17 protein-coding genes and 1 pseudogene are annotated in these 19,827 nt (G+C 74.7%); 3 read left to right on the top strand and 15 right to left on the bottom strand.

Going from position 1 to position 19,827, the window contains the following annotated elements:
- Window positions 1–52: 52 nt before the first annotated feature.
- The gene (gene pyrR / locus CXR04_RS31200; RefSeq protein ID WP_101425550.1) at window positions 53–613 is read right to left on the bottom strand and encodes a bifunctional pyr operon transcriptional regulator/uracil phosphoribosyltransferase PyrR; all 561 of its coding nucleotides are present in this window, start codon (window positions 611–613) and stop codon (window positions 53–55) included.
- A 227-nt stretch (window positions 614–840) separates the two neighbouring features.
- On the opposite strand from pyrR, the gene bldD reads away from it, so the two are divergent.
- Window positions 841–1,344 (top strand): transcriptional regulator BldD, encoded by a 504-nt coding sequence (gene bldD / locus CXR04_RS31195; protein WP_018836716.1) that lies wholly within the window; start codon window positions 841–843, stop codon window positions 1,342–1,344.
- A 385-nt stretch (window positions 1,345–1,729) separates the two neighbouring features.
- Here the strand turns inward: bldD and nusB are convergent.
- The 5 genes and pseudogenes from nusB to CXR04_RS31170 all read right to left on the bottom strand — a co-directional run.
- A pseudogene (nusB, locus tag CXR04_RS36230) lies at window positions 1,730–2,155 on the bottom strand (transcription antitermination factor NusB); the annotation flags it as partial.
- 1 nt (window position 2,156) lies between these two features.
- Entirely contained in the window at window positions 2,157–2,723 is a 567-nt protein-coding gene (efp, locus tag CXR04_RS31185; RefSeq protein ID WP_101425548.1) for an elongation factor P, read from the bottom strand.
- Between the two features lie 67 nt (window positions 2,724–2,790).
- Window positions 2,791–3,897 carry an aminopeptidase P family protein gene (locus CXR04_RS31180; RefSeq protein ID WP_101425547.1) on the bottom strand — a complete coding sequence of 369 codons (1,107 nt, stop codon included), beginning with the start codon at window positions 3,895–3,897 and terminating at the stop codon, window positions 2,791–2,793.
- Between the two features lie 113 nt (window positions 3,898–4,010).
- Window positions 4,011–4,751, bottom strand: a complete 741-nt coding sequence (locus tag CXR04_RS31175) for an AAA family ATPase (protein ID WP_101425546.1) — start codon at window positions 4,749–4,751, stop codon at window positions 4,011–4,013.
- Window positions 4,752–4,898: 147 nt separating this feature from the next.
- Complete coding sequence (locus CXR04_RS31170) at window positions 4,899–5,114, bottom strand: hypothetical protein (RefSeq protein WP_234380567.1); 216 nt, start codon at window positions 5,112–5,114, stop codon at window positions 4,899–4,901.
- A 187-nt stretch (window positions 5,115–5,301) separates the two neighbouring features.
- Between CXR04_RS31170 and CXR04_RS31165 the strand changes: the two genes are divergently transcribed.
- The gene (locus CXR04_RS31165) at window positions 5,302–7,884 is read left to right on the top strand and encodes a protein kinase domain-containing protein (protein ID WP_101425544.1); all 2,583 of its coding nucleotides are present in this window, start codon (window positions 5,302–5,304) and stop codon (window positions 7,882–7,884) included.
- On the top strand, window positions 7,881–10,265 hold the full coding sequence (locus tag CXR04_RS36555) for a protein kinase domain-containing protein (RefSeq protein ID WP_101425543.1): 2,385 nt from the start codon (window positions 7,881–7,883) through the stop codon (window positions 10,263–10,265). Before CXR04_RS31165 ends, CXR04_RS36555 begins: the two co-directional genes overlap by 4 nt.
- A gap of 55 nt (window positions 10,266–10,320) precedes the next feature.
- Here the strand turns inward: CXR04_RS36555 and aroQ are convergent, their stop codons facing one another.
- From aroQ to CXR04_RS31115, 9 genes are all read right to left on the bottom strand, one after another.
- On the bottom strand, window positions 10,321–10,761 hold the full coding sequence (aroQ, locus tag CXR04_RS31155; RefSeq protein ID WP_101425542.1) for a type II 3-dehydroquinate dehydratase: 441 nt from the start codon (window positions 10,759–10,761) through the stop codon (window positions 10,321–10,323).
- Window positions 10,758–11,885, bottom strand: coding sequence for a 3-dehydroquinate synthase (gene aroB / locus CXR04_RS31150; protein WP_101425541.1), 1,128 nt, complete (start codon window positions 11,883–11,885; stop codon window positions 10,758–10,760). Before aroB ends, aroQ begins: the two co-directional genes overlap by 4 nt.
- Entirely contained in the window at window positions 11,882–12,463 is a 582-nt protein-coding gene (locus CXR04_RS31145; protein ID WP_101425540.1) for a shikimate kinase, read from the bottom strand. Before CXR04_RS31145 ends, aroB begins: the two co-directional genes overlap by 4 nt.
- Window positions 12,460–13,644, bottom strand: coding sequence for a chorismate synthase (aroC, locus tag CXR04_RS31140; RefSeq protein WP_101425539.1), 1,185 nt, complete (start codon window positions 13,642–13,644; stop codon window positions 12,460–12,462). The genes CXR04_RS31145 and aroC overlap by 4 nt, the downstream gene beginning before the upstream one ends.
- A 142-nt stretch (window positions 13,645–13,786) precedes the next feature.
- Window positions 13,787–14,623: a shikimate dehydrogenase gene (locus CXR04_RS31135; protein WP_442802478.1), complete on the bottom strand. Its 837-nt coding sequence runs from the start codon at window positions 14,621–14,623 to the stop codon at window positions 13,787–13,789.
- A complete protein-coding gene (gene mltG / locus CXR04_RS31130) occupies window positions 14,623–16,239 on the bottom strand; it encodes an endolytic transglycosylase MltG (RefSeq protein ID WP_101425537.1) in 1,617 nt (538 codons plus the stop codon). The genes CXR04_RS31135 and mltG overlap by 1 nt, the downstream gene beginning before the upstream one ends.
- Before the next feature lie 78 nt (window positions 16,240–16,317).
- Window positions 16,318–16,809, bottom strand: coding sequence for a Holliday junction resolvase RuvX (ruvX, locus tag CXR04_RS31125; RefSeq protein WP_199850568.1), 492 nt, complete (start codon window positions 16,807–16,809; stop codon window positions 16,318–16,320).
- 1 nt (window position 16,810) lies between these two features.
- Entirely contained in the window at window positions 16,811–19,477 is a 2,667-nt protein-coding gene (gene alaS / locus CXR04_RS31120; RefSeq protein WP_101425536.1) for an alanine--tRNA ligase, read from the bottom strand.
- Window positions 19,477–19,827 (bottom strand): DUF6167 family protein, encoded by a 351-nt coding sequence (locus CXR04_RS31115; protein WP_101425535.1) that lies wholly within the window; start codon window positions 19,825–19,827, stop codon window positions 19,477–19,479. The genes alaS and CXR04_RS31115 overlap by 1 nt, the downstream gene beginning before the upstream one ends.

Genomic DNA, 19,827 nt, shown 5'->3' with positions numbered 1-19,827 from the left:
GGCTCACGGGGGGGCGTACGCCCCCGGCGGCCGGCGGAGCGGGGCGGGCGTCCTACTTGGAGCCGAGCAGCACGGCGTCGCGGCCGTCCTGTTCGGTGAGCTGGACGCGGACCGTCTCCCGCAGCGACGTGGGGAGGTTCTTGCCGACGTAGTCGGCGCGGATGGGCAGCTCGCGGTGGCCCCGGTCGACGAGGACGGCGAGCTGGACCGCCCGCGGCCTGCCGATGTCGTTCAGCGCGTCGAGCGCCGCGCGGATCGTGCGTCCGGAGAAGAGCACGTCGTCCACGAGCACCACCAGCCGGCCGTCGATCCCCTCCGCGGGGATGTCGGTGCGGGCGAGCGCGCGGGGCGGTCCCATGCGCAGATCGTCGCGGTACATCGTGATGTCGAGCGAGCCGACGCCCGACTGGCCGAACTTGCTGCCGGTGATCTCTTCCAGCTTTGCGGCGAGCCGGTGGCCGAGCCACACGCCGCGGGTCGGGATGCCCAGGAGCACCACGTCGTGGGCGCCTTTGGTGCGCTCCACGATCTCGTGCGCGATGCGGGTCAGCACCCGCTGGATGTCCGGCGCCTCCAGTACGGGCCGCGCCGGTTCAGGGCTGTGCGTGTCCATACGAAAAGGACCCCCTTCCCCGCCTCACAGGACGGGCGTTAAAGGACGTCAGGTCCCCTCTACCGTAACAGCGCGGCCGGACACCACCGCCGCCGGGGCTCCGCCGCTCCACCGCCGCGCGCGCACCACCCTGATGGGTGGCGGCCGGATGAATCTTCCGCTTGACGAAGCCAAGTTACGCTGCGTAACCTCACAGTGAGTTACCAGACTGTCGTCCGGGGAGCCATATGTCCAGCGAATACGCCAAACAGCTCGGGGCCAAGCTCCGGGGCATCCGTACCCAGCAGGGCCTTTCACTGCACGGCGTGGAGGAGAAGTCCCAGGGGCGCTGGAAGGCCGTCGTCGTCGGGTCGTACGAGCGCGGGGACCGTGCGGTCACCGTGCAGCGCCTGGCCGAGCTGGCGGACTTCTACGGGGTGCCGGTGCAGGAGCTTCTCCCGGGTTCGGCGCCCGGCGGGGCCGCGGAGCCGCCGCCGAAGCTCGTGCTGGACCTGGAGCGCCTGGCCCAGATCCCCGCGGAGAAGGCGGGCCCGCTGCAGCGCTATGCGGCGACGATCCAGAGCCAGCGCGGGGACTACAACGGCAAGGTCCTCTCCATCCGCCAGGACGACCTGCGCACGCTCGCCGTGATCTACGACCAGTCGCCCTCGGTGCTGACCGAGCAGCTCATCGGCTGGGGTGTCCTGGACGCCGACGCCCGCCGCGCCGTCGTGGTCCACGAAGACGCCTGACCCGCGTCTCACCTGCAGAAACGTGCCGCCGTCGGCGGACCGGACCCGTCCGGGTCCGGTCCGCCGTCGGCGGCAGTCCGCGTAAGAGGCGCGCGGGGCGCTAGCCGGCGTCGGACCGCGCGCCGTCCGGCACGTCGTCCGCAGGGGCGGCGGCAGGAACCTGCTCCGCCGCGCCCGCACCGGAGTCCCCGGTGGCCGCCGCGTCGCCGCTCCCGTCCCGCCCGGCACGCGGGCTTTCGCCGGCAGCGTCACGGCCCTGGTCCGCATCGGCATCCCGGCCCGCCTGCGGTGCCGGCGCATCGTCCGCGTCCGCTCCCGGCTCCGGGACCGCCTCCGCTTCCGCCGCCGTCCCCGCTTCCGCCGCCGCCTCCGGGCCCGCGTCCACGTCCCTGCGCAGCCGCGGCTTCAGCTCCTGGAGCCGGCCCAGCAGGCCGTTGACGAAGCCCGGGGAGTCGTCCGTGGAGAACTCCTTGGTGAGCTGCACCGCCTCGTCGATCGCCACCGCGTCCGGCGTCTCGTCCTCCCAGATCAGCTCGTACGCCCCAAGACGCAGGATGCTGCGGTCCACGACGGGCATCCGGTCCAGGGTCCAGCCGACCGAGTACGAGCCCAGCAGCTCGTCGATCCGGGCGGCGTGCTCCGCGTAGCCCTCGACCAGCCGCCGGGTGAAGTCGCCGACCGGCGGCTGCCGGGGGTCGGTGGCGCCCAGCCGGATCCAGTCCTCCAGCACCTGCCCCGCGGGCGCGCCGCGCTGATCGGACTCGAAGATGATCTGGAACGCGCGCTTGCGCGCCGTGTTCCGTGCGGCCACGTCAGCCGCTCACGCGGCCGAGGTACTCGCCGGAGCGGGTGTCGACCTTGATCTTCTCGCCGGTGGAGATGAACAGCGGGACCTGGATGGAGAAGCCGGTCTCCAGCTCGGCCGGCTTGGTACCGCCGGTGGAGCGGTCGCCCTGCACGCCCGGGTCGGTCTGCGCGATGGTCAGCTCGACTGCCGCGGGCAGCTCGACGTAGAGCGGCGTGCCCTCGTGCAGCGCCACGGTGGTGTCGAAGCCCTCCAGCAGGTAGTTGGCGGTGTCCCCGACGGTCTTGGGGTCGATGTGGACCTGGTCGTACGTCTCCATGTCCATGAAGACGAAGTACTCGCCGTCCTTGTACGAGAACTGCATGTCCCTGCGGTCGACGTTGGCCGTCTCGACCTTCACCCCGGCGTTGAACGTCTTGTCGACGGTCTTGCCGGAGAGCACGTTCTTCAGCTTCGTACGGACGAAGGCAGGGCCTTTGCCGGGCTTCACGTGCTGGAACTCGACGACGGACCAGAGCTGGTCGCCGTCGAGCTTGAGCACCAAGCCGTTCTTGAGGTCGTTCGTGGTGGCCACGTCGCGAAATCTCCTGGACTGCGTGGACGACGACGGAAGCCCGGATTCGCCGAAGACCCGGCCGGGGTCAGAGCGCGAGCAGTTCCTTCGTCGTGATGGTGAGTAGCTCGGGACCGCCGTCCGCCGGCGAGCGGACGACGAGCGTGTCGTCGATCCGGACCCCGCCCCGGCCGGGGAGATGGACTCCCGGCTCGACGGTGACCGGCACACGAGCGTCCAGTTTACCCATCGCCCCCGGGGCCAGCCGCGGGTCCTCGTCGATTTCGAGTCCCACCCCGTGGCCGGTGAAGGGGCCGACGCCGTCGCCGTGTCCGGCGGCGGTGAGCACCTGGCGCGCTGCGCGGTCCACCTCGCGGTACTCCGCGCCCGGCGTCAGCGCCTCCCGGCCGGCCCGCTGAGCGGCGAAGACCAGGTCGTACAGCTCGATCTGCCAGTCGTCAGGAGCGTTGCCGACGACGAAGGTGCGGCCGATCTCGCAGCGGTAGCCGCGGTAGCGCGCGCCCAGGCAGACGGTGAGGAAGTCGCCTTCCTCCACCCGCCGGTCGGTCGGTACGTGCCCGGCGCGGCCGGCGTGCGGGCCGGTGCCGACCGCGGTGGGGAACGCCGGGCCCTCGGCGCCGTGGTCGACCAGCCGCCGCTCCAGCTCCAGCGCCAGGTGCCGTTCCGTACGGCCGACGAGGATGGACTCCAGCAGTTCGCCCAGCGCCTGGTCGCCGATCTCGGCGGCGATCCGCAGGCAGGCGATCTCCTCGTCGTCCTTGACGAGCCGCTGCTGCTCCACGGCGCGGGACAGGTCCATCAGCGCGAGCCGGGGCGCGACGGAGGACAGGGCGCGGTGCCTGGCCACGGTCAGGTGGTGCTCCTCGACGGCCAGCGCGGTGGCGCCGCTCGCCGCCGCGAGCCCGGTGGCCGCGACGGCGGCGTCCCCTTCGGGGCCGCCGAGGGCGTGGACCCGCAGGTCGTCGGGCTGCGGGGCGCCGGCCGGGTCCAGCGCCGGGTCGCCGGGCCGTACGAGCATGTCCTCGCCGGCGCCGAGCAGCAGGACGGCCCCCGGCGGGGCGCAGCCGGTGAGGTAGGTGATGTTCGCCGGCCGGGAGACGAGCACGGCGTCGCTGCCGGCCGCCTCGCAGTGGGAGCGCAGCCGGGTACGGCGGGCAGCGTGCACCTCATGCATGATCCGAGCCTAGGGCGGCCCGGGTTCCCGGGCCGCCGGAGCGCGTCCGTACGGGCACGGGGCGCGGCCCCGCGCGGGTACGACACGGGCAGGTCCCGCACGACCGTACGCGGCTACCAGGCCGGCGGGCTCGCCAGGCTGCGCCCGACGACGTCGTCGAGCATCCGGACGGTCGCGGGCACGTCGTGGTGCGAGTTGTCGATGATCGGCAGCCCGGATCCGTACCAGCCGGCCATCCGGCCGTGGATGCGGGCCACCTCCTCGTCCGCGAGCCGCCTGTTGCCGGTGCGCGCGGCGTTGCGGGCGAGGACGGACTCCAGGCCCGGCAGCAGCACCACGGGCAGCAGCCCGGGGCCGACGTGCCGCTTCCAGCCGCCGAGGCCGATCACGGGGCGGTCGGGGAAGACGGCGTCGTCGAGGATGCAGGAGATGCCGTTGGCCAGGTAGTTGCGGGCGGCGAAGCCGCAGGTGCGGCGGGCGAGCCGGTACTGCGCCTCGGAGTGGTCGGTCCAGCCGGCCTGCGGGTCGGCGAAGCCGGCGCGCACCCACTCGCGTACGTCGTCGAGGCTGATGTGCGCGGTCGGCGCCCTGCGGGTGTCCGCCCAGTAGCGCGCGACGGTGGTCTTGCCGGCCCCGGCCGGGCCGATGAGGAGCACCGCCACCGTCGGTGGCGGTGCTCCGTGCGGCATCGGGGCGGGCGGCGGGCTGGGCAGGGCCACGGGGCCGCCGACCGGGAGCTTGATGTGGCCGGTCGTCTCGACCGCGTCGGGCGGCCCGGCCGCCGCCGGCGGCGGCGGACCGGCAGGGCCAGGTCTGCCCTGGGGCGGCTGCGGAACCCCCACTGCGTGCTGCATCCCGTGCACCCTCTGCTCTGTGACCCGTCACGTACCGACGCCCGGCTGGTCATGGCCGTTACCGCGGTCCGGGGCTGCCTTAGCCCCGCACGGTACCCGCACGACCCGCCGTGGTGGGAACGATCCTGCCAGGAGCGCCGCGCGGACCTAGTCCCAGGTGTGGTTTCCGCCGAGCAGGAGGAAGTGCTCCAGTACGTCCTCCATCGGGTCGTCGATCTGCCCCGTGCGGAGGAGCGAAAAGCTCGACCCGTTCGAGACGCTGCCGCCGTTGTAGTGCTCGTCGGCGGTCGCGACCCCGGCGTGCAGTCCCACTCCCGCCGGCGCCGCGACCATCGCGACCGCCACCCGCGCCCAAACGCGCATCCGTGTTTCTCCTCGTCGTCGGTGTGTCCGAGTGTTTCTGACGGGGACTCAGATGTCCCGGACTTCCTATCCGCGGCGGGCGCCGCGAGGTTACGCCTTCGCGCCGAAAAGAGGATCCGGAACTCCAATGGCGGTACAGGGCGTCTCTAGTCATCCGAAGACTCGGGACCGACGGGGGGGGCGGCGCATGGGTGCCGGGCAGGAGGCGGACGGCGGGCGGCGGTTCGGCCCGTACCGCGTCGTGCGGCCGCTGGGCCGCGGCGGCATGGGGCAGGTGTTCCTCGCCCGCGACGCCGCCGGGCGGCCGGCCGCCGTGAAGGTCGTGCACTCCTTCCTCGCCCACGACCCCGAGTTCCGCGTCCGGTTCGCCCGCGAGGTGGCCGCGGCGGGAGCGGTGGCGAGCCCCTGCACGGCGGCGCTGCTGGCGGCGGACCCGGATGCGGTGCGGCCGTGGCTGGCCTCCGCGTACGTCGAGGGGCCGACGCTGGCCGCGCTGCTGCGGGCCCACGGGCCGCTGGCCGAGGGGCGGTTGCGGGCCCTGGCCGCGGCGCTGGCGACGGCGCTGGGGGCGATCCACGCGGCGGGGATCGTGCACCGGGACCTCAAGCCGGCGAACGTGATCGCGGGCGCGGCCGGGCCATGCGTCATCGACTTCGGCGTGGCCCGGGCGGCGGACGCCACGCGGCTGACGGGGACCGGCGTGCTGATGGGCACCGCCGGTTACGCGGCGCCCGAGCACCTGACCGAGGGCGTCTCGACGCCGGCCTGCGACGTGTTCGCGCTGGGCGCGGTGCTGGCGACGGCGGCGACGGGGCGGCGGCCCTTCGGCGACGGGCCCGCGCACGCGGTGGCGTACCGGACGGTGCACGGTGAGCCGGATCTCGCCGGAGTGCCGGGGAAACTGCGGGAGTTGGTGGCCGGGTGTCTGGCGAAGGACCCGGGCGGGCGGCCGGGGGTGGCGGAGGTCGCGGCCGCGGCGGGGCCCACGGCCGGGGTGTCATGGACGTTCGCGGCGGAGGCGTTACGGGACCGGGGGGCGGCGTCCGTACGGGAGGAGGCCGCCGCGGGGCCCGGCCCCGGGGACCTGCCGCCGGCGGACGGCGGTGCGGGCGGGGCCGGGACCGTACGGGATGCCGCCGGGCCGGGCGGCGACGGCGCCGCGCCGCCCGCGGACCGCCCCCGTGACGTGCCCGCATCGCCGGACGCCCCCGAGCCCGCGGGGGTCTTCGGGCCGCCGCCCGGTCTCGGCCCCCGGAGCCGCGCCCTGCCCGGCCCGCCGGTCACCGCCGACGCGCTCCGGTACGCCCGCCGCCCCCGGCGGCGCCGGGTGGTGCTCGCCGGCGCCGCGGCGCTGGCGGCCACCGCCGTACTCGCCGCCACCCTGCTGCGCGGCGGCGACGGCGACGACCCGGGCGGCGGACCGCCGCCGGGCGCCGACGGCCGCGGCCGGCCCGCGGCGTCCGGGACGCCCGTCACCAACCCCGCCGAGCCCGGTGGCGACCGCGCCCTGCCCGCGCCGGCCGGCCCCGTCGACGGCGTCTCCCTCGCCACCGGCGAGTGGTCCGTGGCCTGGGACAACCGGCCGGAAGAGCCCGCGGCGGGCGAGGGCGTCAACGAGACCAGGAGCAGCGGCCTGCTCGGCGTCTGGCTCACCGGCGACACCGTCGTGCAGGCCGACGAGCACGACGTCCGCGGCTACGACCGCGCCGACGGCGACCTCCGGTGGACCGCGACGCCGCCCGCCGAAGGGCTGGTGCCGTGCGCCATGTCAGCGGCCACGAGCGGCGGCCGGGGCGCCGTGGCGTACGGCACTTCCGCCGGGGCCGACGGGGGCTGCGACCGGCTCGCCGTCCTCGACACCGGCACCGGCGCGACCGTCTGGCGCACCGGCCTTCGGCCCGGCAAGGGCGGCGACGACGCGGTGAGCACGACGGTCGGCATCGTGGGCGAACGGGTCGTCGTCCGCTCGTACTCAGGACTCGTCGGCTACGCCCTCGGCGACGGCAGGCCCGTGTGGCTGCGTACCCCGGAGGACGGCGACGGGTGCGCGCTCGGCGACGCCGCCGCCGGGCGGACGAGCGTCGCGATGATCACCGTCTGCGACGGCGGCGGCGACGACCGGCGGCGCGCCGACCAGCCGAGCGCCGGCCGGGTGCGCGTCGCGCAGCTCAACGCCGGGGACGGCACCGTACGTTGGTCGACCGAGCTGGGCGCGGGCGTCACCGGGGGCAACGTCGAGACGGTCGAGCCCGTCGCCGTACGGACCTACCTGGAGGACTCCGACGAACTGCCGCTCCAGGTCTTCGCCCCGGACGGGACAGCGCACGAACCGCTGGCAGGCAAGCAGCCGTTCGGCCGCGTCACCACGAGCAACTACGGCGAGACCCTCGCCCCGGAACTGCTCGGCTGGCGCGGCACCCTCGTCACCACCTACTCCGCGGGACCCGAGACGCGACCGGTCTTCGGCATCGCGGCGTACGACGCGCGCACCGGCACGTGGCGCTGGCACCGCACCCTGCCCGGCGACGCCCTCGGCGCGGTCTACGGCGTGGGCGACGACGGCGTGCTCCTGGGCAGCTCGGAGAAGGTCCTCGGCCGCATCCCGCTGCTGCGGCTGGCCCTGGCGGACGGGGACGCGGACACCGGCGGCACCCTCCCCCTGCAGATTCCCCATGTCGACGCCCTGCTGGCGCGAGAGGACACCGTGATCATCTTCGACTCGCCGACCGGCACCGAGGGCATGGCGCTGCTGTCCGCGCCGGACGCATGAGCCCGCCGCGGGGGCCGGGGCCCGGCGCGCGGGACGCCGGTACGCGCGTCGGCCCGTACCGGCTGGTGCGGCTGCTCGGCGCGGGCGGCATGGGCGAGGTGTACCTCGCGCGCGCCGACGACGGCAGGCACGCAGCGCTCAAGCTGGTGCACGAGGAACTGGCCGCAGACCCCGAGTTCCGGGCGCGCTTCCGCCAGGAGGCCGACGCCGCGCGCCGGGTGCTGAGCTTCTTCACCGTGCCGCTCGTCGCCGCCGGACCCGACGACCCGACGCCCTGGCTGGCCACGCAGTACGTCCCGGGCCCCTCGCTGGCGCATGCGGTGGCGGCGGACGGGCCGCTGCCGCCGCGCCGGCTGTGCTCGCTTGCCGCGGCGCTCGGCGAGGCGCTCGTCGTGGTGCACGCCGCCGGGATCGTGCACCGCGACCTGAAGCCGTCGAACGTCCTGCTCGCCGACGACGGGCCGCGCGTCATCGACTTCGGCATCGCGCGCGCCGCCAACGCCACCGGCCTCACCGGCACCGGCATGGCCATCGGCACCCTCGGCTACGCCTCGCCGGAACAACTCGTCGGCGACGACCCGGTGGGCCCGGCGGGCGACGTGTACTCGCTGGGCGCGGTGCTGCTGTACGCCGCCACCGGGCGGCCGCCGTACGGCGACGCGCCCGCGGCGGCGCTGGCGTACTGGACGGTGCACGGCACGCCGGATCTGACCGGGGTGCCCGCGGAGTTGGCGGATCTCGTACGGGCCTGCCTGGCCCGCGAGCCGGCAGACCGGCCGACGCCGGCGCAGGTGATCGCGGCGGCGCGGGCGGCGGAGTCGCCGGATCCGGCGGCAGCGGATCCGGCTGCGGAGGATCGGGAGGCGGCCGATCGGGAGGTGCCGGAGCAGTCCCCGGCGGTCAGCGGCGCCACCACGTCGTACCCGCTGGCGCCGCCCCGCTCCCCCGCGTCCCCGCAGCCGGCCGCCGGCACGGCGGGCAGGCTCCGCCGGCTGGCGGCCCGGCCCGTGGCCCTCGCCGCGGCCGCGGCGGTGACGGCGGCCGCGCTGCTGGCCGCCGGGTTCCTCCTCCTCCCGGACGACGACCGCGGGACCGGCGCCGCCGAGCAGGGCTCCTCCTCGTCCCGTACCCCCGGCGGCGACGGGGACGAGGGCAACGGCCGTACCGCCGCGCCCGAGCCCTCCGGTCCCGCCGCCGACTCCCCCGCCCACGTCACCGCCGCGGGCGACCGGGTGCGCGACTGGCGCGCCCCCGTCCACGGCACCGGCAACCGGACCGCCCTGGTCGGCGGCTGGCTCACCGAGCACGCCGCCGCCCGCACCGACTCCCGCGGCACCGTGGGAATCGATCCCGGCAGCGGCGACCGGCGCTGGTCCGTACCGCCGCCGCGGGGCTCGGCGGTCGCGTGCCAGACGTCCCGCGGCCGCACCGCCACGTACGACGGCATCGGCGCGGTCGGCTACGGCGACGAGGACGACGACCTGGACGACTGCGGCGTGGTCGGCGCCGTCGACACCGCCACCGGCCGGCTGCTGTGGCACCACGAGACCGGCGGCTCCTCGACCCGCAGCCCGGCGCTCGGCATGTCCGGCGGGCGGCTGGTGGTCGCCGCCCAGGAGGGGGTGCTCGGCTTCGATCCGCGTACGGGGGACGAGCGCTGGCAGCGCACCGAGGGCATCGACGGCTGCCGCCTGTCCGACGCCCTGACCGGACCGCGCACGACGGTGCTGATGGAGACCTGCGGCCGGGCCGGCAACCCCAACACGGTCGTCGAGCTGGACTCAGCCACCGGCGAGGAGCGCTGGCGCTTCGAACTGCCCCGCAACGCCACGGAGTCGTGGCCGCTGACCGCCGATCCGGTCTCGGTCGAGCTGGGACGCGGCGGCGACGGCAGCGAGAACGCGCTGCTGGTCTTCGACAGGACCGGGAGGAACCACCACGAGATCCCGGTGGCCGCGCCGTTCGGCGAGCTGAGCCTGAGCGGCGGCGAGAACACCGACATCCCGTGGATCGGCGCGCACGGCGACACCGTGGTCGTCGCCGCCGAAGCGCCGAGCGTGGTGGCGCCGTACCGGCTGGCGGCCGTGGACGCCGTCACGGGCGAGGTCCGCTGGGACGAGGGCGTGGCCTTCGGCGCGCCTTCGATCCTGGCGATGGACGACGAAACGGTCACCGTACGCGCGGAGTTCGGCGGCGAGGACGAGGTGCACCTCGTGCAGTACGCGCTGGCGGACGGCGAGGTCGTCGGCGACGGCACGCTGCCCGCCGCGTTCGGTGAGCCGACGGACCGGCGGGTGGCCGCGGCGGGCGACCGGGTGGTGTCGTTCGTCGGCAGGCGCGCGACGGGCGCGGAGGGTTACGCCGTCCCGGACGGCGGCTGACGGCCCTTACGGTACGGAGCGCCGGAGCGGCCCGTACCGTACCGGCCGCCGGGGGTCAGGACGACGCCAGGTCCTCCGCCAGCGCGCGCAGCGCCAGCCGGTACGAGCCGATGCCGAAGCCCGCGATCGTGCCGGAGGCCACGGCGGCGATCACCGAGGTGTGCCGGAACTCCTCGCGGGCGTGCGGGTTGGAGATGTGCACCTCGATCAGCGGCGCCGTGCGCTGCGCCGCCGCGTCGCGCACCCCGTACGAATAGTGCGTGAAGGCGCCCGGGTTGATCACCACGGGCAGCCGGCCGTCCGCGGCCTCGTGCAGCCAGCGGATCAGCTCCGCCTCGTCGTTGGTCTCCCGCACCTCGACCTCGAAGCCCAGCTCCTTGCCGAGGGCGGTGCACTGCTCGACGAGCCCGGCGTAGGACGTGGCGCCGTAGACGTCCGGCTCGCGGGAGCCGAGGCGGCCGAGGTTCGGCCCGTTGAGCACCAGCACGCGCGTCACCGGGCGGCCTCCTCTGCGCCCGCCGCGATCTCGGCGTGCGCGGCGAGCAGCATCGCCGGGTCGGGGCCCTCCAGCACGACGGGCTTCGCCAGCCCGTCGAGGACGATGAAGCGCAGCAGGTCGCCGCGGGTCTTCTTGTCCACCTTCATCGTCTGCAGCAGCTTGGGCCACTGGTCGCCGCGGTACGTCACGGGCAGCCCGACGGCGCGCAGCACCGCGCGGTGCCGGTCGGCGGTGGCATCGTCGAGGCGGCCGGCGATCCGGCCCAGCTCGGCGGCGAAGACCATGCCGACGGAGACGGCCGCGCCGTGCCGCCACTTGTAGCGCTCGTTCTTCTCGATGGCGTGGCCGAGGGTGTGCCCGTAGTTGAGGATCTCGCGCAGACCCGACTCCTTCAGATCCGTGGAGACCACCTCGGCCTTGACCCGGATCGCGCGCTCGACCAGCTCCGCGGTGTGCGGTCCCGCGGGGCTGCGGGCGCCCTCCGGGTCGGCCTCGACCAGCTCCAGGATCGCCGGGTCGGCGATGAAGCCGGCCTTGATGACCTCGGCGAGGCCGGAGACGTAGTCGTGGACGCCGAGGGAGTCCAGCGCGGCGAGGTCGCACAGCACCCCGGCCGGCGGGTGGAACGCGCCGACGAGGTTCTTGCCCTCCGCGGTGTTGATGCCGGTCTTGCCGCCGACCGCCGCGTCCACCATGCCCAGCACGGTCGTCGGCACCGCGACCCAGCGCACGCCGCGCAGCCAGGTCGCGGCGACGAACCCGGCGAGGTCCGTGGTGGCGCCGCCGCCGACGCCGACGACGGCGTCGCTGCGGGTGAAGCCGGACTGGCCCAGGGCCCGCCAGCAGTACGCGGCGACCTCGGCGGTCTTGGCCTCCTCCGCGTTCGGCACCTGGATGACGACGGCCTCGTACCCCTGCCCCGCCAGGTCTTCGCGCAGCGACTCGCCGGTCTCGGCCAGCGCCTCCGGCACGAGGACGGCGACGCGCCCGGCCCGCTCGCCGATCAGCCGCGGCAGCTCGCCGAGCAACTGCCGGCCGACGACGGCCTCGTACGGTTCCGTGCCCGCGGTGCCGCCGATGTGGATGCGGGTGACCTCGGCCCCTTCGGCGCTCGGTGTCATGCGGGGTGGCTCTCCAATGCTGCGAGTACGAGTTCGGCGACCTCGTCCGGCGTGCGGCCGGCGGTGGTGACGGTCGCGCGGGCGACCTCGGTGTAGTGCGGGCGGCGCTGTTCCATCAGGGTGCGCCACTGCTGGCGCGGGTTGACTGCGAGCAGCGGGCGGGGGGCGTCGAGGCCGACCCGCTTGACGGCGTCGGCCATCTCGACGTCGAGGAAGACGACGCGGTGCGCGGCGAGCAGCTCGCGGGTGCCGGGGTCCATGACGGCGCCGCCGCCGAGGGCCAGCACGCCGGGGTGCTCGGCGAGCGCGGCGCGCACGGCGGCGCGCTCCAGGGCTCGGAAGGCGGGCTCGCCGTCGTCGTAGAAGATGTCGGGGATCGGCTTGCCCGCGGCCTTCTCGACGTCCTCGTCGGTGTCGCGGACGGTGGTGCCGAGGCGGGCGGCGAGCACGGCGCCGACGGTGGACTTGCCGGCGCCCGGCGGGCCGACGAGCACGACGGCGGGGCCGTCCGTGCCTCCCGCGGCGGCCGGCTCGGACGCGGTGTCGGGGCGCTCACGGCCCTCGGTGCTGCTGGTCATCGGATCGCCAGATTCTCCAGGTAGCCGCGGACGTTGCGGGCGGTCTCCGTGACGCTGTCGCCGCCGAACTTCTCCGCCACCGCGTCGGCCAGCACCAGCGCCACCATCGCCTCCGCCACGATGCCCGCGGCGGGTACGGCGCAGACATCGGAGCGCTGGTGGTGCGCCTTGGTGGCCTCGCCGGTGGCGACGTCCACCGTCGCCAGCGCCCGCGGCACGGTCGCGATGGGCTTCATCGCGGCGCGCACCCGCAGCAGCTCGCCCGTGCTCAGCCCGCCCTCGGTGCCGCCGGAGCGGCCGGAGGAGCGGCGGATGCCGTCGTCGGTGCCGACGATCTCGTCGTGGGCCTGCGACCCCGGCACACCGGCCAGCGCGAACCCGTCGCCCAGCTCGACGCCCTTGATGGCCTGGATGCCCATGAGCGCCCCGGCCAGCCGGGAATCCAGCCGGCGGTCCCAGTGCACGTGCGAGCCGAGGCCGACCGGTACGTCGTACGCGACGACTTCGACGACGCCGCCGAGGGTGTCGCCGTCCTTGTGGGCCTGGTCGATCACCTCGACCATCGCCTTGCTCGCGTCGGCGTCCAGGCAGCGCACCGGGTCGGCGTCGAGCCGCGCCACGTCGGCCGGGGCGGGGATGCTGCCGTACGGGGCCTTGGCGCCGCCCAGCTCCACGACGTGCGAGACGATCTCGATGCCGGCGGTCTCCTTCAGGTACGAGCGGGCCACGGCGCCCAGCGCCACCCGGGCCGCGGTCTCGCGGGCGGAGGCGCGCTCCAGCACCGGCCGGGCCTCGTCGAAGCCGTACTTCTGCATCCCGGCGAGGTCGGCGTGGCCGGGGCGGGGGCGGGTCAGCGGGGCGTTGCGGGCGATGCCCGCCAGCTCGGCCGGGTCCACCGGGTCGGCGGCCATGACCTTCTCCCACTTGGGCCATTCGGTGTTCCCGATCATGACCGCGACCGGGGAGCCGAGGGTGAGCCCGTGGCGTACGCCGCCGATGAAGGTGACCTCGTCGCGCTCGAACTTCATCCGCGCCCCGCGGCCGTACCCCAGCCGGCGGCGGGCGAGGTGGTCGGCGACCAGGTCGGTGGTGACGGGCACCCCCGCGGGGAGGCCCTCCAGTGTCGCCACGAGTGCCGGGCCGTGCGATTCCCCTGCGGTGAGCCAGCGCAACCTGCTCAACGGTGCTCCCTTACGAGTGCGAAGTCCTCGCCCCGATCCTCGCACGCTCCCGGCCCCGCACTTGTCCAGGTCCACCGAATGGACGGTGGGACAGGCAAACTCTTGCACCCCCCGGCGGACGGTCCGCCGGGGGTGCCGGGCCTCAGAGCGTACGGGCGCGCAGCGCGGCCTCGCCGGCCTCGCGCATGGCCGCCAGCGGGGCCCGCGCGGCGCCCGTCATCTGCTCCACCTGCAGCACCGCCTGGTGCACCAGCAGGTCGAGACCTCCGACGACTGTCCCGCCGCGCGCGGCCCACGCCCCGGCGAGCGGGGTGGGCCAGGGCTCGTACAGCACGTCGAAGAGCGCGCCCGGGCGCTCCGGGACCGCGGCCGCGAGGCCGTCGGTGGCCCCGGCCGGGGTGGTGGCGACGACCAGCGGGGCGTCGAAGGCGGCGGCGGCCTCGGACCAGTCCGCACAGCGCACCGAGACGCCGAGGCGCTCGCCCCACTGCTCCATCTCCGTCGCGCGGGCGGCGGAGCGTACGTAGGCGGTGACCTCCCCGGTGCAGACGGAGGCGAGGGCGGCGAGGGCGGAGGAGGCGGTGGCGCCGGCGCCGAGGACGGCGGCGCGCTCGACCTTCTCGATGCCGCGCTCGCGCAGCGCCGCGGTGATGCCGGGGATGTCGGTGTTGTCGCCGAAGCGGCGGCCGTCGTCGTGCAGCACGACGGTGTTGACCGCCTCGACCGACCGGGCCGTGGCGCTGACCTCGTCGAGCAGCGGGATCGCGGCGCGCTTCAGCGGCATGGTCAGCGAGAGCCCGGCCCACTCCCCCGGCTCCAGGCTGTCGAGGAAGCCGGCCAGCCGCCGCTCGTCCACCTCGTAGCGGCCGTACGTCCAGCCGGTCAGGCCCAGTTCGCCGTACGCGGCGCGGTGCAGCACCGGCGAGAGGGAATGGGTGATGGGCGAGCCGAGGACGGCCGCGCGCCGGGGCTGCGCGATCACTCGTCCTCCTTCTTGCGCTGGTTCTCGTTGAACTCCTCGACGTTGCGGTCGTGCTCCTCCTTGCTGGCGGTGAAGCGCGTGTCGCCCGGCTTGACGGTGACGAAGTACAGCCAGTCGCCCGCGGTCGGTTCGAGGGCCGCCACGATGGCCCGCTCGCTGGGGTTGTCGATGGGCCCGGGCGGCAGGCCGGCGTGGAGGTAGGTGTTGTACGGGGAGTCGAACTGCGTGTCCTGGTTGGAGATGTCGAGGTTCGACTCGCCCTTGGCGTAGTTGATGGTGGAGTCGAACTGCAGCATGCCGTTGGTGGCGGTGTTGTCCGGCTTCAGGCGGTTGTAGATGACCCGCGAGACCTTGCCGAACTCCTCCTTCGACTGCCCCTCGGCCTCGATGAGGCTGGCGATGGTGACGATCTCGTACGGGGTCTGCCCCACCTTCGCCGCCTTGTCCTCCAGGCCCAGCTCGGTGTACGTGGCGTTGGCCCGCTTGACCATCTCGCGCAGCAGCTTCTTGGGGTCCGTGCCCTCGGCGGCGGAGTAGCTCGACGGCCACAGGAAGCCCTCGGGGTTGCCGTCCGCCCAGTCGGGCAGGCCGAGATCGCCCTTCTCGGCGATCTTGGCGGTGGTGTCGTCCTTGAGCCCGAGGTGCTCGTCGATCATCGCGTAGACGGCCGTGGCGCGCCGGCCCTCGGGGATGACGAGCTGGTTGGCGGCCTCCGGGTTCAGCATCATCTTGACCGCGGCCTGGCCCGACATGCCCTTGTGCAGGGTGTACGAGCCGGGGTGGAGCATCTCGTCGCCGGCGGCGTCGACGAACGCCTGGACGCTCTTGACCACGCCCTTGTCCTTCAGGATGTTCCCCATCTGCGTGATGCTCGCGCCCTCGGGGATCTCCACGTTCACGCTGCCCGTGCCCTCGCCCGAGTAGTCGGGCGCGGCGCCGAAGCGGTCGTTCCAGAAGTTGTAGCCGAGGTAGCCGAGGCCGCCGAGGCCCGCGGCCAGCACGAGGGCGATGACGAGGCACGCGCAGCCGTTGCGGCGCTTGGCGCCGCGGCGGTCGCGGCCCGTACCGCGGCCTGCGCTCCGGCCGCCGCCGCGGCCCTCGCGGGGGCCGTCGTCGAAGTCGTCGTCGCCGCCGTCGAAGAAGGGGTGGTCGTCGCGCGCGGGCGGGCGGGAGGCGGGGTCCCAGTCCTCGCGGCCGCCGTTGCGGCGGCCGCCCTGCCCCGGGTGCGGGGGCTGCTGCTGGTGCGGCGGGGGCCGGTGGTGCCCGGGCTGCGGGGGCCCCGGCTGCTGCTGCGGGTGCGGGCGGCGCGGATGCGGGTTCGGCGGCGGGTAGGCGTCCGGCGTGCCGTAGTAGTCGGGCTGCGGCGCGGGGGCGTAGGGGTCGGCCAGCGGCATCCCGCCGCCGGTGGTGTCCCAGCCGCCGGGGTACTGCTGGTGCTGGCCCGAGTCCCAGGACGCCTGCTGCTGGTGCGGATAGTGCTGCTGCGGCTGCTGTCCCCCGTAGTGGTGGTGCCCGGCGCCGGGCTGCCCGCCCGACCAGTCCTGCTGCCCGCCGTAAAGGCTGTCGTCGGGCTGCCAGGGTTGGGAGCCGGGGTTTTGGCCGTAGTCAGTCATCAGTCCCCTATGCCGCGTGGCCGCCGGTGCGTTTATACGACGGGTGCCGTGTCCGCGCGGAACGTTACCGTATCGCGATCACAGGGCCGCCTCGACGCTCTCACCCGGCGCCGCCCCTGACGCCCGTTCGGCTTCCAGCGCGCTCTGGAGGATGACGACGGCCGCCACCTGGTCGACCACCGATCGGCCCTTGCGGCTCGATCTCCCGGCCGCACGCAGGTTCTGCGCGGCCGTCACCGTGGACATGCGTTCGTCGACGAGCCGTACGGGCACGGGGTGGACGCGGCGCGCCAGCTTCTCCGCGAAGCCGCGGACCTTGGCGGCCGCGGGGCCCTCGCCGCCGTGCAGCGAGCGCGGCAGGCCGACGAGCACCTCCAGCGGCTCGTACTCCTCGGTGAGCGCGGCGAGCCTGCGGAACGCCGCCGGCAGGTCCCGGCCCGGCACGGTCTCCACGGGCGTGGCGAGGATCCCGTCGGGGTCGCAGGACGCGACCCCGATCCGGGCGTCGCCGACGTCCACCGCGAGCCTGCGCCCGCGGCGGATCGTCCGGCCCTCCGGCGGCGGTTCCATATCAGGCGGCCTCCGCTACGCCCCGCTCCACCGCGGCCACGGCCTCGCCGACGGCCTGCGGGTCCTGCCCGCCGCCCTGGGCGATGTCGGGCTTGCCACCGCCGCCGCCGCCGAGCGTCTTGGCGGCCGTACGCACCAGGTCGCCGGCCTTCAGACCGCGCTCGCGGGCAGCCTCGTTGGTGGCGATCACGGTGACCGGGCGGCCACCCGCGACGGAGAAGAGCGCCACGACGGCCGGCCGGTCGCCGGGGATCCGGCCCCGTACGTCCAGGACGAGCTTGCGCAGGTCCTCGGCGGCCGTGCCGTCCGGCACCCGGGCGGCGACCAGCGCGACGCCGCCGACGTCCCTGGCGCCCTCGGCGAGCCCCGCGGCGGCCTGCAGCACCTTCTCGGCGCGGAACTTCTCGATCTCCTTCTCCGCGTCCTTCAGCCGGGCCAGCATGCCGGAGATCCGCTCGGGCAGTTCCTCCGGGCGGCCCTTCAGCAGCTCGGTGAGCTGGTGGACCACGGTGTGCTCGCGGGCCAGGAAGTTGTACGCGTCAACGCCGACCAGGGCCTCCACCCGGCGCACGCCGGCGCCGATGGAGGACTCGCCGAGCAGCTTGACCAGGCCGAGCTGGGCGGTGTTGTGCACGTGGGTGCCGCCGCACAGCTCCTTGGAGAAGTCGCCGATGGTGACGACGCGCACCCGGTTGCCGTACTTCTCGCCGAACTCGGCCAGCGCGCCCTGCTTCTTGGCGTCCTCCATCGACATGACCTCGGCGTGCACGTCGAGTTCGCGGGCGAGCACCTCGTTGATCTTCTGCTCGACGTCGCCGAGGACGCCGCCCGGTACGGCGGCGGGCGCGCCGAAGTCGAAGCGGAAGCGGCCCGGGGCGTTCTCCGAGCCCGCCTGGGCGGCGGTCGGGCCGAGGGCGTCGCGCAGCGCCTGGTGGGTCAGGTGGGTGGCGCTGTGGGCGCGGGCGATGGCGCGGCGGCGGCTCACGTCGATGGCGGCCTGCGCGGGCTCGCCGACGGTGACCTCGCCGACCTGGACGACGCCCTTGTGCACGCTGACGCCGGGCACCGGCTGCTGTACGTCGCGCACGTCGACCACGGCGCCGGAGCCGAGCCGGATCCGGCCGGTGTCGGCGAGCTGGCCGCCGCCCTCCGCGTAGAAGGGGGTGCGGTCGAGGATGACCTCGACCTCGTCGCCCTCGGTGGCGGCGGGCGAGGCCACGCCGCCGACCAGCAGGCCGACGACGGTGGACTCGGCGTCGGTGGCCGTGTAGCCCGTGAACTCGGTGGCACCGGCGGAGTCGGCGACCTCGCGGTACGCGGACAGGTCGGCGTGGCCCGTCTTCTTGGCGGCGGCGTCGGCCTTGGCCCGGTCCCGCTGCTCCTTCATCAGCCGGCGGAAGCCGTCCTCGTCGACCGTCAGCCCCTGCTCGCCGGCCATCTCCAGCGTGAGGTCGATCGGGAAGCCCCAGGTGTCGTGAAGCAGGAACGCCTTGTCGCCGGGGAGCACGCCGGAGCCGGCGGACTTGGCCTCGGTGACGGCGGTGTCCAGCACGTTGGTGCCGGCCTTGAGGGTCTTGAGGAAGCGGGCCTCCTCGGCGAGCGCGACGGACTCGATGCGCTTGCGGTCGGCGACCAGCTCCGGGTACTGCTCGCCCATGGTGGAGATGACGACGTCGACCAGCTCGCCGACGACGGGGCGGTCGGCGCCGAGGAGCTTCATGTTGCGCACGGCGCGGCGCATGATGCGGCGCAGCACGTAGCCCCGGCCCTCGTTGCCGGGGGTGACGCCGTCGCCGATGAGCATGACGGAGGCGCGCATGTGGTCGGAGACGACGCGCAGCGAGACGTCCGAGTGGTCGGCGACGCCGTAGCGCACGCCGGTCAGTTCCTCGGCCTTGTCGATGACGGCGCGCGACGTGTCGATCTCGTACATGTTGTGCACGTCTTGCAGGATCATCGCCAGGCGTTCGAGGCCGAGGCCGGTGTCGATGTTCTGCTGGGGCAGGTCGCCGAGGATCGGGTAGTCCTTGCCCTTGCCGGGGCCGCGCACGTACTGCATGAAGACCAGGTTCCAGAGCTCCACGTAGCGCTCGCCGTTGGCGGCGGGGCCGCCGGCCTCGCCGAACTCGGGGCCGCGGTCGTAGCTGACCTCGGAGCAGGGGCCGCAGGGACCGGGCACGCCCATGTCCCAGTAGTTCTCCTCCTTGCCCAGGCGCTGGATGCGCTCCGGGGGCACGCCGACGACGTCGCGCCAGATGCGCTCGGCCTCGTCGTCGTCCTCGTAGACCGTGATCCACAGGCGCTCGGGGTGAAGACCGTAACCCCCCGCGTCCTGCGAGCTGGTGAGCAGCTCCCAGGCGAGGCTGGCGGCACCCTCCTTGAAGTAGTCACCGAAGGAGAAGTTGCCGCACATCTGGAAGAAGGTGCCGTGCCGGGTGGTCTTGCCGACCTCGTCGATGTCCGGGGTGCGGATGCACTTCTGCACGCTCGTGGCGCGCTTGTACGGCGGGGTGGCCTCGCCGAGGAAGTACGGCTTGAAGGGGACCATGCCCGCGTTGATGAGGAGCAGCGTGGGGTCGTCCGCGATCAGCGACGCCGACGGCACGACGGTGTGCCCACGCTCTTCGAAGAAGCGCAGCCAGCGGCGGCGGATTTCGGCCGACTCCATCAGTGGTCCTCTTTCAGGTTGCGATTGCGGTGGTACGGGCCGCGGTCGCCGGGGCGGCGCCGCGCGGCCTTCCGTTCGAGCTGCGCCTTGGCGCGCTGTCCCGGCAGCTCCGCGGGGCGGCTGCGCGGGCTGAGCCCGAGGGCGTCGTTGAGCTGGCCCTCGCGCTCGGCCATCGCGGCACGCACGTCCTGGGCGAAGAGCAGCGCGCGGCGGCCGGTGTCGACGGCGCGGTTGGCCGCCGTGGCGGCGATGCCCTCCGGCGAGACGCGGCGCATCGCGCGCTGCGCCCTGACGGTGGCCCAGACTCCGGTGGCCGCACCGGTCGTGAACCAGAAGGTCCGACGGAACAT

The sequence above is a fragment of the Streptomyces sp. CMB-StM0423 genome, from assembly GCF_002847285.1.
Lineage (GTDB): Bacteria > Actinomycetota > Actinomycetes > Streptomycetales > Streptomycetaceae > Streptomyces.
The sequence above is the reverse complement of the archived record's forward strand: the minus strand, read 5'-3'. Positions and strand labels throughout refer to the sequence as shown.